10 protein-coding genes and 1 pseudogene are annotated in these 12787 nt (G+C 67.1%); 3 read left to right on the top strand and 8 right to left on the bottom strand.

Annotated elements, in window-relative coordinates; genetic code table 11:
- Positions 1–177: 177 nt before the first annotated feature.
- The gene (locus tag BRAS3809_RS29775) at positions 178–978 is read right to left on the bottom strand and encodes a hypothetical protein (RefSeq protein ID WP_008965731.1); all 801 of its coding nucleotides are present in this window, start codon (positions 976–978) and stop codon (positions 178–180) included.
- Positions 979–1102: 124 nt separating this feature from the next.
- On the opposite strand from BRAS3809_RS29775, the gene BRAS3809_RS29770 reads away from it, so the two are divergent.
- From BRAS3809_RS29770 to BRAS3809_RS29760, 3 genes are all read left to right on the top strand, one after another.
- Positions 1103–1597, top strand: coding sequence for a YaiI/YqxD family protein (locus BRAS3809_RS29770; RefSeq protein ID WP_008965730.1), 495 nt, complete (start codon positions 1103–1105; stop codon positions 1595–1597).
- Between the two features lie 7 nt (positions 1598–1604).
- Positions 1605–3416 carry an ABC-F family ATP-binding cassette domain-containing protein gene (locus BRAS3809_RS29765; RefSeq protein WP_008965729.1) on the top strand — a complete coding sequence of 604 codons (1812 nt, stop codon included), beginning with the start codon at positions 1605–1607 and terminating at the stop codon, positions 3414–3416.
- 204 nt (positions 3417–3620) lie between these two features.
- Positions 3621–4700 (top strand): D-TA family PLP-dependent enzyme, encoded by a 1080-nt coding sequence (locus BRAS3809_RS29760; RefSeq protein WP_008965728.1) that lies wholly within the window; start codon positions 3621–3623, stop codon positions 4698–4700.
- A 217-nt stretch (positions 4701–4917) separates the two neighbouring features.
- On the opposite strand, the gene BRAS3809_RS29755 is transcribed toward BRAS3809_RS29760, so the two are convergent.
- The 7 genes and pseudogenes from BRAS3809_RS29755 to BRAS3809_RS29725 form a co-directional block, all read right to left on the bottom strand.
- Positions 4918–6144 (bottom strand): BaiN/RdsA family NAD(P)/FAD-dependent oxidoreductase, encoded by a 1227-nt coding sequence (locus BRAS3809_RS29755; protein WP_035659370.1) that lies wholly within the window; start codon positions 6142–6144, stop codon positions 4918–4920.
- Between the two features lie 154 nt (positions 6145–6298).
- Complete coding sequence (locus BRAS3809_RS29750; protein WP_008965725.1) at positions 6299–7216, bottom strand: SDR family NAD(P)-dependent oxidoreductase; 918 nt, start codon at positions 7214–7216, stop codon at positions 6299–6301.
- A gap of 125 nt (positions 7217–7341) precedes the next feature.
- Entirely contained in the window at positions 7342–7818 is a 477-nt protein-coding gene (locus BRAS3809_RS29745) for a MaoC family dehydratase (protein ID WP_008965724.1), read from the bottom strand.
- A gap of 6 nt (positions 7819–7824) precedes the next feature.
- Positions 7825–9552: an AMP-binding protein gene (locus tag BRAS3809_RS29740; protein WP_008965723.1), complete on the bottom strand. Its 1728-nt coding sequence runs from the start codon at positions 9550–9552 to the stop codon at positions 7825–7827.
- Positions 9552–10460, bottom strand: a pseudogene (gene mmsB, locus BRAS3809_RS29735) (3-hydroxyisobutyrate dehydrogenase); the annotation flags it as partial. The gene BRAS3809_RS29740 and the pseudogene mmsB, both read right to left, overlap by 1 nt.
- Before the next feature lie 10 nt (positions 10461–10470).
- A complete protein-coding gene (locus BRAS3809_RS29730; RefSeq protein ID WP_008965721.1) occupies positions 10471–11547 on the bottom strand; it encodes an enoyl-CoA hydratase/isomerase family protein in 1077 nt (358 codons plus the stop codon).
- Positions 11544–12689, bottom strand: a complete 1146-nt coding sequence (locus BRAS3809_RS29725) for an isobutyryl-CoA dehydrogenase (RefSeq protein WP_008965720.1) — start codon at positions 12687–12689, stop codon at positions 11544–11546. The genes BRAS3809_RS29730 and BRAS3809_RS29725 overlap by 4 nt, the downstream gene beginning before the upstream one ends.
- Between the last annotated feature and the right edge of the window lie 98 nt (positions 12690–12787).

Here is a 12787-nt window from a genome sequence, read left to right as displayed (position 1 = left end):
CAGTGTGGCGCGGGCACCCCGCTCCAAACTCCGCCGTCATCGTCCGCGAAGGCGGACGATCGAGTACGCCGAGACGGGCGTGATTGCACTGCGAGGCCGCGGCGTACTGGATGCCCGCCTGCGCGGGCATGACAGTTGTGGTTGGAGAGGCGGCTCGCCTCTTTGCTTGCCGAGGCGCTACGCTGCCGCCTGCGCGCGCGGCTGATAGATCGCAACGTGGTGGCAATGCGCCAGCGGCCGGGTGCCGTTCGCGACCACCAGCGCGTCGATCTCGACGAAGCGGTGGCCCTTTTTCTCATAGTTGGCGACGACACGTCCGCGGGCCGTGATCTCGTCGGTCTCGGCGATCGCCGACAAGAGCTGCATCCGGCTGCCGACGTGAATCCACGGGCCGAGCACGACGTTGTCGACCAGGAGCCGGTTCATCACCCGCTGCAGCATGCCGGGATGGCCGAGACGCTCGGCCGCATAAATGGGATCGCGCTCGCGGATCTCGGCGAGATATGCCGTGGCCGCCTGCCCCGGCCATGCGCGCGGCGCGGTGCCGAGCCAGCTGCCGACCGCGAACGCCCCCGCGCTGACCGGCGGCCGCACGGCCGCGGGTGGAACATCGCGATAGTCGCTCAGCACCACATCCGGCGCCACCGCCGGCAGCGACGCGGAACCGGTCGCGCAGAGCTGGCCCTGGCTCATGACCTCGAGCGTGAGGCCATCGGCCGTCTCGCTCGCGGTGACCTCCGCCATCTCGCCGTCATAGACCGGTTTGGTGAACCGCGCCTCGATCAGGCCGCGTTCCAGGAACGCCCGCCCCCAGCGTGCGACCGGCTGGTGCAGCATGTACGCCAGCACCTCGACGCCCGGCACCAGGCCGCCGGCGAAGCCGAAGCGGCGGGCCACGCTGTCGTCGTGCATCTTGTTCTCGGACTGCTTGGCCGTGTTGAACGCCTCGACCGCGTAAGGCGCGAGTTCGCCTGCCATGCTTGCCTCCCTTTGACCCTTTTCGGGCAATGGTAGCGGCCGGAAAGCCCCTGGCAAGCACAGCGTTTGGCTCGCAATTCCCGGCTCGATGGAGTACCAACCGGCCATCCCGAATGAACGCCCGATGACCACCGAAACCGCCCCGATCACCCTTTATGTCGACGCCGACGCCTGCCCGGTGAAGGACGAGATCTACCGCGTCGGGATCCGGCACGGCCTGCCGGTGGTCGTCGTCGCCGGCGGCTTCATCCGCGTGCCCGACGATCCCCTGATCACGCGCGTGGCGGCCGGCAGCGGCATGGACGCCGCGGACAACTGGATCGCCGAGCGCAGCGGTCCCGACGACATCGTCATCACCGCGGACATTCCGCTGGCGAGCCGCTGCGTCAAGGCCGGCAGCGCCGTGATCGCACCGAACGGCAAGCCGTTCACGGAGGAATCGATCGGCATGACACTCGCGGTCCGCAACCTGATGACCGATCTGCGCTCGTCCGGCGAGATCACCGGCGGCCCGCGCTCGTTCACGCCCCGCGACCGCTCCACCTTCCTGTCCACCCTCGACACCACGATCCGCCGCGTGCAGCGCCAGCGCGCCGCGCGGATCCAGCAACAGAGCTAGCATCACGATGGCGCCGCCTCTCATCCAATTGAAAGACATCCGCCTCACCTTCGGCGGCACGGCGCTGTTGCAGGGCGTCGAGCTGTCGGTCTCGCCCGGCGAGCGCGTCTGCCTGATCGGCCGCAACGGCTCCGGCAAGTCGACCTTGCTGAAGATCGCAGCCGGCCTGGTCGACTGCGACAGCGGCACGCGCTTCGTGCAGCCCGGCGCGACCGTACGCTATCTGCCGCAGGAGCCGGATTTCTCCGGCCATGCCACGACGCTGTCCTATGTCGAAGCTGGGCTCGGGCCAGGCGACGATCACTACCAGGCGCGCTATCTGATCGAGCAGCTCGGACTGACCGGCGAGGAAGATCCGGCGCACGTCTCCGGCGGCGAGGCGCGCCGCGCGGCGCTGGCGCGCGTGCTCGCGCCCAATCCAGACATTCTGCTGCTGGACGAGCCGACCAACCATCTCGACCTCACGACCATCGAGTGGCTGGAGAACGAGCTCGATGGCCGCCGCTGCGCGCTGGTGCTGATCAGCCACGATCGCCGCTTCCTCACCAACCTGTCGCGCGCCACCGCCTGGCTCGACCGCGGCCAGATCAAGCAGATCGACCGCGGCTTCGCCGCCTTCGAGGCCTGGCGCGACGAGGTGCTGGCCGAGGAGGAGCGCGAGCAGCACAAGCTCGACCGCAAGATCGTCAACGAGGAGCACTGGCTGCGCTACGGCGTCTCCGGCCGGCGTAAGCGCAACGTCAAGCGGCTCGCCAACCTGCATGCGCTGCGTCAGCAACGCCGCGACTATCGCGGCACGGCGGGCAGCGCCAATCTCGCCGCTGCCGAGGCGGACAAGTCCGGCAAGCTGGTGATCGAAGCCAAGGGCGCGTCGAAGAGCTACGGCGACCGCAAGATCGTCGACAATTTCTCCATCCGCATCCAGCGCGGCGATCGCATCGGCATCGTCGGTCCGAACGGCGCCGGCAAGACCACGCTGGTCAACCTGCTCACCGGCGGCAGCGAGCCCGACAGCGGCAGCATCCGGCTCGGCGTCAATCTGGAGATGGCGACGCTCGATCAGCATCGCGAGAGCCTCGATCCCAAGACCACCCTCTCCGAGGCCCTGACCGGCGGCCGCGGCGATCACGTCATGGTGGCGGGCAAGCCGAAGCACGTCGTCGGCTACATGGAGGACTTCCTGTTCTCGCGCGAGCAGATGCGCACGCCGCTGGAGGTGCTGTCCGGCGGCGAGCGCGGCCGGCTGATGCTGGCGCGCGCGCTCGCAAAACCGTCGAACCTCTTGGTGCTGGACGAGCCGACCAACGATCTCGACCTGGAAACGCTGGACGTATTGGAGGACATGCTCGGCGACTACGAGGGCACGGTCATCCTGATCAGCCACGACCGCGACTTCCTCGATCGCGTCGTCACCTCGGTGATCGTGCCCGAGGGCAACGGCAAGTGGCAGGAATATGCCGGCGGCTACAGCGATATGCTGGTGCAGCGCGGAGCTGATTTGAAGCGCGAGCACGCGAAGGCAGCCGAGGAGAGGAAAGACACGAAGCCGGCCGCCGCCGCGCCCGCGAGTGCGCCGAAGCGCAAGCTCTCCTTCAACGAGAAGCACGCGCTGGAGACCCTGCCGAAGACGATCGCGAAGCTGCAGGCGGAAATCGCCAAGCAGCAGGCCGTGCTCGCCGACCCCGCGCTCTATGCAAAAGACCGCAAGAAATTCGACGCCGCCTCGCTGGCCATCGCCACCGCGCAGGCCGAGCTCACCGCCGCCGAGGACCGCTGGCTGGAGCTCGAGGTCCTGCGCGAGGAGATCGAAGGCGGATGACGGTGCGTAGGGTGGGCAAAGGCGCGAAAGCGCCGTGCCCACCGCGGCCTTGCGCCACAGAAGACGGTGGGCACGCTGCGCTTTGCCCACCCTACGTTATCTCCGTCATTGCGAGCGGAGCGACGCAATCCAGGGCTGCAGTCGGGACTCTGGATTGCTTCGTCGCTTCGCTCCTCGCAATGACGGCAACATGGAGCAAACGACATGACCACCCCGCTCGCCGCCAAGATCGCCCGGGAGTATGGCACGCCCTGCGCCGTCATCGACATGGACAAGGTCGAGCGCAACATTGCGCGCATCCAGGCGCAATGCGACGCCGCCGGCGTCGCCAACCGGCCGCACATCAAGACGCACAAGAGCCCGGTCCTGGCCAAGCTCCAGATCGAGGCGGGAGCCAAAGGCATCACCTGCCAGAAGATCGGCGAGGCCGAGATCATGGCGGATGCCGGCATCGGCAACATCCTGATCAGCTACAATCTGATCGGCGAGGAGAAGATGGCGCGGCTAGCCGCGCTGCAGGCCAAGGCCGATATGACGGTCGCCGCCGACAACGCGACCGTCATCGCCGGCCTGCCGCAAGCCGCGAAGCAATCCGGCCGCACGCTCTCCGTCGTGGTCGAATGCGATACGGGGCGCAAGCGCGCCGGCGTCGAGACGCCGGCCGAGGCCATCCAGCTCGCACGGCAGATCAAGGCCAGCGAGGGGCTGCGCTTCGCCGGCTTCATGCTGTATCCGACCGAGAGCGGCTGGGATGAGGCGCAGCGCTTCTACGACGAGGCGCTGGCCGGCGTGCGCGCCGAGGGGCTGGAGGCCAGCATCGTCTCGACCGGCGGCTCGCCGAACCTGAAGAACCTCGGCAAGCTCAAGGGCGCCACCGAGCACCGCCCGGGCACCTACGTCTACAACGACCGCATGCAGGTCGCCGCCGGCGTCGCGAGTTGGGACGATTGCGCGCTGCACATCTACTCCACCGTCGTCAGCCGCGCCGCGCCCGAGCGCGGCATCCTCGATGCCGGCTCGAAGACGCTGACGACCGATACCGGCGGCCTCGACGGCCACGGCCTGATCCTGGAGCACCCCGAAGCCAAGATCGCCCGCTTCGCCGAGGAGCACGGTTTCCTCGATCTCTCCCGCAGCAACACCCGCCCCAACGTCGGCGACGTGGTCCGCATCGTGCCAAATCACGTCTGCGTCGTGGTCAACATGATGGACGAGGTCGTGATGGTGCGCGGCGAGGAGATTCTGGGAACGCTGCCGGTCGCGGCAAGGGGCAAGCTGAGATAGGAGCAACACTCTCTCCGCACGTCATTCCGGGGCAGCCGCGCAGCGGCTGAGCCCTGCGGGCGCCCCGGAATGACGGCGCTGACTGAGCCATTGAACCGTAGGGTGGGCAAAGGCGCAGCCGCGCCAGGTCCTCAAGCACGACCGTCGGGGCGCCGTGCCCACCATCTCATCTGAGAGTTCGTTGCTCAAGCGGTGGGCACGCTGCGCTTTGCCCACCCTACGATTTCAGCCATTTCAATACGCCCTTCCCTGCCGCGACACCGGTCGCGAACGAGGCCTGGAGCAGATAGCCGCCGGTCGGGGCTTCCCAGTCGAGCATCTCGCCGGCGGCGAACACCCCCGGCAGGCGCTTGAGCATGAAATCGGCGTCGAGTTCGTCGCGCACGATGCCGCCGGCGCTGGAGATGGCACGGGCGAGGCCTGCAGTGCCTGTCAGCGTCACCGGTACTGCATTCACGAGTGCGGCCAGACGATCGGGTGGAAAGGCCGACAGCGACAGCCCCTGCGTCTTCGCCGCCTCCTGCAATAGGCCGATGCTGACCGGCGAGAGTTGCAGCGCCTTGCGCAGCACGTTCGAGAACGACTGCTTGCCGCGCGGGGCGGACAGCTTTTTGATCAGATCGGGAGCCGCCAGATCGGGGCGCAGCGCGACGTGGAGCGTGGCCGCACCGTTCAACGCGATCGCCTCGCGCAGCTCGGCCGACAGCGCATACACCGCGCCGCCCTCGATCCCCTCGCGCGTCACGACGGCCTCGCCGCGCACGCTGCGGCCGCTCAATGACAGCGCGATACCCTTCAGCGGCTGGCCCTCGAAGCGGTCGCGGAAGATCTCGGACCAGCCGACGGTGAAGCCGCAATTGGCCGGGCGCAGCGCTGCGATTGCGATGCCCTTTGCCGCGAGGATTTGCACCCAGCCGCCGTCGGAGCCGAGCCGCGGCCAGCTCGCGCCGCCGAGCGCGAGAACGACGGCATCGGCCATGGTCGACCGCGGTCCTGCCGGCGTCTCGAAGGTAAGATGTCCCTGATCGTCCCAGCCCGTCCAGCGGTGCCGCAACTCGACATGCACGCCCTGAGCGTCGAGCCGACGCAGCCAAGCGCGGAGCAGCGGCGACGCCTTCATCGCTGTCGGGAACACCCGACCCGAGGATCCGACGAAGGTCGGCTGACCCAATGCTTCGCACCAGTCGCGTAGTTGTTGCGGCGAAAACGCTTGAACGGCCGTCGCAAGCCACGGCGCGGCTTCGCGATAACGCGACAGGAATGCGGTCAGCTCTTCGCTATGCGTGAGATTGAGCCCGCCTCGACCCGCCATCAGAAACTTGCGCGCCACCGACGGCATCGCATCGTAGACGGTGACGCTGGCTCCGCCTTCGGCCAAAACTTCGGCGGCCATCAACCCGGCCGGGCCGGCCCCAATAACCGCAATCTGCTTTGAATAAGACATCTCACCAGCTTAAGCTGCGCGGCCTGCCAAACCAAAAGTCGTCATGCCCGGGCTTGACCCGGCCATCCACGTCTCTCCAAGCGTTGTGCCAAAGGTGATGGATGGCCGGGTCAAGCCCGGCCATGACGGCGGAGTGTGGGGTTGGCTCTGCGCCTTAGAGCTTGATCCCTAGCCGGGCCGCGGCCTGACCGACGTATTTTTGCGTCTGCTCGAAAGCGCCCTGCAGCGCGCGCGCCTTCGACATGTCGCTGATCTCGGCGAAGTGCGCGGCGACCGCGTCCGGCGTCCACTCCTCCGGCGGGAGGTTGATGCCCTCGCTCTCCAGGATCCTGATCACCGCGAACGAGCCGGCGCCGGCGCCCATGATGGTGCGGGTCGGCGCGTCCTCGCTGAGCAGATACTCCACCGCGGGAGTGATCGATTCCGGCTTCATCAGCTGCAGCGCCTGCGGCGGCAGCAGCTCCTCGGTCATGCGGGTGGCCGCGGTCGGCGAGATGATGTTGACGCGGATGTTGGTCTTGCGGCCCTCCTCCGCCAGCACGTTCATCAGGCCGACCATGCCGGTTTTCGCCGCGCCGTAATTGGCCTGGCCGAAATTGCCGAACAGGCCGGACGACGAGGTCGTCATGACGATGCGACCGTAGTTGCGCTCGCGCATGCCGTTCCACACCGCCTTGCAGCAGTAGAAGGTGCCGACGAGATGCACGTCCAGCACCTTGGCGAAGTCCGCGACCTCCATCTTGGCGAACGACTTGTCGCGGAGGATGCCGGCATTGGCGCACATGATGTCGACGCTGCCCCACTCCCTGGTGGCGCGCTCGACCATCGCGGTGACCTGCTCGAAATTCGAGACGTCGGCACCGTCGGCCATGGCCGTGCCGCCGGCCTTGCGGATCTCCTCGACCACGGTCTCGGCCGCGGTCATCGAGCCACCGGTGCCGTCGCGGGCGCCGCCGAAATCATTGACCACGACCTTGGCGCCGCGGCTCGCCAGCCCCAGCGCATGCGCGCGCCCGAGACCATTGCCTGCGCCGGTGACGATGGCGACGCGTCCGTCGAATCTGATTGCCATGATGCTGTGTCCTGGTTCTATGCTCGTCATGCCCGGGCTTGACCCGGGCATCCATCCCTCTTCAGAAGGGGATGGATCGCCGGGTCAAGCCCGGCGATGACGAAGGTGGGGTGTGACGAAAACGGTCAGCTCAGATAGATCAGTCCGATCCAGTCGGCAACCAGCGCAGGCTTGTCCTCGCCCTCGATCTCGACCGTGACATTGGTGCGCGACTGCAGCTCCTTCGGCTTGCGCAACGTGGCTTCGGCAAGCACGAAGCGGCCGCGCACGCGCTTGCCGGACCTGACCGGCGAGATGAAGCGCAGCTTGTCGAAGCCGTAATTGACGCCCATGGCGGTGCCCTCGATCGCCGGCATCACCTCGTAGGACATCACCGACAGCAGCGACATCGTGAGAAAGCCGTGCGCGATGGTGGTGCCGAACGGCGTCGCCTTGGCTGCTTCCGGATCGACATGGATGAACTGGTGGTCCTCGATCACGTCGGCATAGGTGTCGATGCGCTGCTGATCGAGCACGTGCCACGACGACACGCCGATCTCCTGGCCGACCATGGCCTGATAGGCTGCAAGAGAAATCGGCGGCTTCTTCCAGATCTTATTCATCGGTTCTTACACCTCGTGCCCGGACGGCTTGGTCTTCAGCTCCGGGAAATCCTCTTCCTTGAACTCCGTGCCGCGCAGATGATCCGTGCGGTTGTCCTCGTGCTCCAGCCGGCGCAGCTGCACGCGGCGGATCTTGCCCGAAATCGTCTTGGGCAGTTCGCTGACCAGCTCGAGCCGGCGGATGCGCTTGAATGGCGCCAGCCGCTGCTGCAGATGCTCGAAGATCGACAGCGCGGTGGCGCGCGAGCGCTCCGCGCCCGAGGTCAGCAGCACATAGGCCTTGGGAATCGCGAGCCGGATCGGATCCGGGCTCGGCACCACGGCAGCCTCCGCCACCGCCTCGTGCTCCAGCAGCACGCTCTCCAGCTCGAACGGCGAGATGCGGTAGTCGGACGATTTGAACACGTCGTCAGAGCGGCCGACGAAGGTGAGATAGCCCTCCTCGTCGCGGAATACGACGTCGCCGGTCCGATAGCGCGTGCCGTCGGCGCCTGACAGCTTGCCGTCATCGCCCTGATAGCCCTGCATCAGGCCGGCCGGACGTTCGCCTGTGAGCGCCAGCGTGATCTCGCCCTCGCTCGCGAGGTTGCCGTCGATGTCGGCCACCTCGACGCGATAGCCTGGCAGCGGCCGGCCCATCGAGCCGATCTTGAGCGTCTGGCCCGGCGAGTTGCCGACGATGGCGGCGGTCTCGGTCTGGCCATAGCCGTCGCGGATCGTCAGCCCCCAGGCCGCGCGGACCTGGTCGATGACTTCGGGATTGAGCGGCTCGCCGGCGCCGCAGGCCTCGCGCAGGCTCACCTTGAAGTCGGCGAGATGCTCCTGGATGAACAGCCGCCACACCGTCGGCGGCGCGCACAGCGTGGTGACGCCGCAGCGCTTGATGATCGCGAGCAGCCCCTTGGCATCGAAGCGCGGCTGATTGACGACGAACACCGTTGCGCCCGCATTCCAGGGCGAGAAGAAGCAGCTCCAGGCGTGCTTGGCCCAGCCCGGCGATGAGATGTTGAGATGGACGTCGCCCGGCTGCAGGCCGAGCCAGTACATCGTCGAAAGATGCCCGACCGGATAGCTGCGATGGCTGTGCCGCACCAGCTTCGGCTTGGCCGTCGTGCCGGACGTGAAGTAGAGCAGCATCGGATCATCGGGCTGCGTCGGTCCGTCCGGCGTGAACGCTTCGGCGGCCTCGGCCGCCTGCTCGAAGGGAAGCCAACCGGCTGATGTCGTGCTCCCCACGACGATGCGAACGAGATCATCCGCGCGGAGATCGGCGAACTTCGCCACCTGGTCCTGCGCCGCGACCACCGCCTTGGCGCGGCCGCGCTCCAGGCGGTCGCGCAGTTCATCCGTCGTCAGCAGCGTCGTCGCGGGGATCACGACGACGCCGAGCTTCATCGCCGCCAGCATCGTCTCCCACAACGGCACGACGTTGCCGAGCAATAGCAGCAGATGATCGCCGCGTTTCAGCCCCTGCGCGCGCAGGAAGTTGGCGACCTGGTTGGAGCGGCGCGACAGCGCGGCGAAGGACAGCTTGGTCTGGCGGTCCTGCGCGGCATCGAAGATCCACAACGCCGTCCGCTCGCGGCTCTCCGGGTCAGAGGCAAGCTCGGCATCGAACCAGTCCAGTGCCCAGTTGAACGGCACCGGATCAGGCCAGCGAAAGCCTTTCACCGCGGCGTCGTAGTCGGTGCGATGCGCAAGCAGAAACGCGCGTGCGTCCTTGAATGTCGTCATCAGGCGGTCCCTGCAAGCTTTCGGACATGCTGAATGATGCCCGAGAAATCGACGCCGCCATGGCCGGCGGCCTCGAACGCCTTGTAGATCTCCTGCGCGTGCTGGCCGAGCGGCGTTGCCGCGCCGGCGGCCTTGGCCGCCTCCTGCGACAGTGTCAGGTCCTTCAACATCAGCGCGCTGGCGAAGCCAGGCTTGTAGTCGTTGTTGGCCGGCGAGGCCGGCACCGGCCCGGGCACCGGACAATAGGATGTCAGCGACCAGCACTGGCCCGACGAGGTCGAGGCGACATCGAACAGCGCCTGATGCGACAGGCCGAGCTTCTCGCCCAGCGCAAAGGCCTCGCTGACCGCGATCATCGAGATGCCCAGGATCATGTTGTTGCAGATCTTGGCCGCCTGGCCGGCGCCAGCGCCGCCGCAATGGACGATCTTCTTGCCCATCTTCTCCAGGATCGGCTTGGCGGTCGCGAACGCACCCTCCTCGCCGCCGCACATGAAGGTGAGCGTCGCGGCCTTGGCGCCGCCCGTGCCGCCGGACACCGGCGCATCCACGGCAGCGATGCCATGCTTGGTGGCGAGCGCATGCGCCGATCGGGCACTCTCGACATCGATGGTCGAGGAGTCGATGATGAGGGTACCTTTGGTCATGGCCGGCACGACCTCGTTCCAGACCGCCAGCACGTGCTTGCCGGCCGGCAGCATGGTGACGACGGCGTCGGCGGCCTTGACCGCCGCAACGGCGCTGTCGGCGATCTCGGCGCCATCGGCCTTGGCTTGCGTGCGCGAGGCTTCGACCAGATCGAACGCGACCACTCTGTGGCCGGCCTTGACGAGATTGGCGGCCATCGGGCCGCCCATGTTGCCGAGGCCGATGAATGCGATCGTTGCCATGGTTCGTTGTCTCCCCTCGACCTGCTCGTTATCTCGTTTGCGGAAATGTCAGCTCGTCCGCACCGATCTCGGCGAGATACGGCGCCAGCATCTCCGGTGTGACCTGATCGACATCCGGCGGCGACCATTTCGGGCTGCGGTCCTTGTCGATGATCGCGGCGCGCACGCCCTCGCGGAAATCATCGCTGCGGAAGACTTCGAGCGCCGCGCGATACTCGCGCACCAGGCAGTCCTGCAGCGACGCTGCGTTGCGCGCCAGGCGCAGCAGCTTCAGCGTCACCACCATGCCGCGCGGCGACTTCTCCTTCAGCGTCTTCAAGGTCGCGCGCGCGAGCTCGGAATCATCGGCCTCCAGCGCCGCAAAGATATCGTGCATGCTGTCATGGGCGAACCAGGCATCGATCCTCGCCTGCTGCGCGGCGACCGGCCCGGCGGTTTCGCTTGAAGCGAAGCCGGCGATGAGCCGGTCGATCTCGACGGACAATGCCCCCGGCCTGACCTTCGTCAGAACCTCGCGCAAGGCCGGCCATTTCTCGGTCGGCACCACGGCATCGGCAAAGCGGGCATGGATCGCATCCGGCCCGTTCATCGTCTGCCCGGTCAGCCCGAAATAGGCGCCGAGTTCGCCCGGCGCGCGCGACAGCAGCCATGTGCCGCCGACATCGGGGAAGAAGCCGAGGCCGACCTCGGGCATCGCGAGCTTGGTCTTCTCGGTGACGATGCGGTGCCGGCCATGCGCCGACAGGCCGACGCCGCCGCCCATCACCAGACCGTCCATGTACGCGACATAAGGCTTGGAGAACGCCGCGATGCGCGCGTTCATGATGTATTCCTGGCGCCAGAACACCTTGCCGAGGTCGCCATGGGCCTTCGAGCTCTCGTAGAGGCCGCGGATGTCGCCGCCGGCGCAGAGCCCGCGCTCGCCGGCGCCTTCGAGCACCACGACGGCAACGGCGGGATCCGCCTCGAACTGATCGAGCGCGGCGTCGATGCCCATCGACATCTCCAGCGTCATCGCGTTGATGGCCTTGGGCCGGTTCAGCCGGATGATGCCCGCCGAGCCCTCGCGGCGGACGATCAGATCTCCTTCGACCACTTCGCTCATCGCGCGCCCTCGATCAGCTTGCGCGACACGATCAGGCGCATGATCTCGTTGGTGCCCTCGAGGATCTGGTGCACGCGGAGATCGCGCACGATCTTCTCGATGCCGTATTCGCTGAGATAGCCGTAGCCGCCGTGCAGTTGCAGGGCCTGGTTGGCGACCTCGAAGCCGACATCGGTGCCGAAGCGCTTGGCCATCGCGCACAACATGGTCGCATCGGGCGCCTTGCGGTCGAGCGCGGCCGCCGCACGCCACAGGAAGGTGCGCGCCGCCTCCAGCTCGATGGCCATGTCGGCGATCCGGAACTGCAGGGCCTGGAATTCGTCGAGTCGCTTGCCGAACGCCTTGCGCTCCCTGGTATAGGCGAGCGTCTTGTCGAGCGCCGACTGCGCGCCGCCGAGCGAGCAAGCGGCGATGTTCAGCCGGCCGCCATCGAGCCCGGCCATCGCGATCTTGAAGCCGATGCCCTCGTCGCCCAGCCGGTTGACCACTGGCACGCGCGCATTCTCGAAGATGACGGCGCGGGTCGGCTGCGCATTCCAGCCCATCTTGCGCTCATTGGCGCCGAACGACACGCCGGGCGTCTTGGAGTCGATGACGAGGGTCGAGATGCCGCCGGGCCCGTCGGCGCCCGTTCGCACCATGGCGACGAGGATGTCGGTCGCGCCGGCGCCGGAGATGAACTGCTTCTGGCCGTTGAGCACATAGTCGTCGCCATCGCGCACTGCGCGCGTGCGCAGCGCCGCGGCATCCGAGCCGGCGCCCGGCTCGGTCAGACAGTAGCTCGCGATGATATCCATGGTGCAGAGCTTCGGCAGATACGCCTGGCGCTGCGCCTCGGTGCCGAAGGTGTCGATCATCCACGATGCCATGTTGTGGATCGAGATGAAGGCAGACACCGTGGGGCAGCCCGTCGCCAGTGCCTCGAAGATCAGCGCCGCATCGAGCCGGGACAGTCCGGAGCCGCCGACATCGTCGCGGATGTAGATGCCGCCCATGCCGAGGCTTGCGGCCTCGCGCATGACATCGATCGGGAAATGCTTCTCCTCGTCCCAGCGCAGCGCATGCGGGGCGATCTTCTCGGCCGCAAAGGCGCGCGCCATGTCGCGTACCGCGATCTGATCCTCATCGAGAGCGAACTGCATTCGTTCTCCGCGTTTCCCGATTTTTGATGTTGGCGTTCAGCGTATCCTCAACCTCCGTCATTGCGAGGAGCGAAGCGACGAAGCAATCCAGGGTCGCG

The organism is Bradyrhizobium sp. STM 3809 (genome assembly GCF_000239795.1).
In the GTDB taxonomy this organism is placed as follows: Bacteria; Pseudomonadota; Alphaproteobacteria; order Rhizobiales; family Xanthobacteraceae; genus Bradyrhizobium.
The sequence above is the reverse complement of the archived record's forward strand: the minus strand, read 5'-3'. Positions and strand labels throughout refer to the sequence as shown.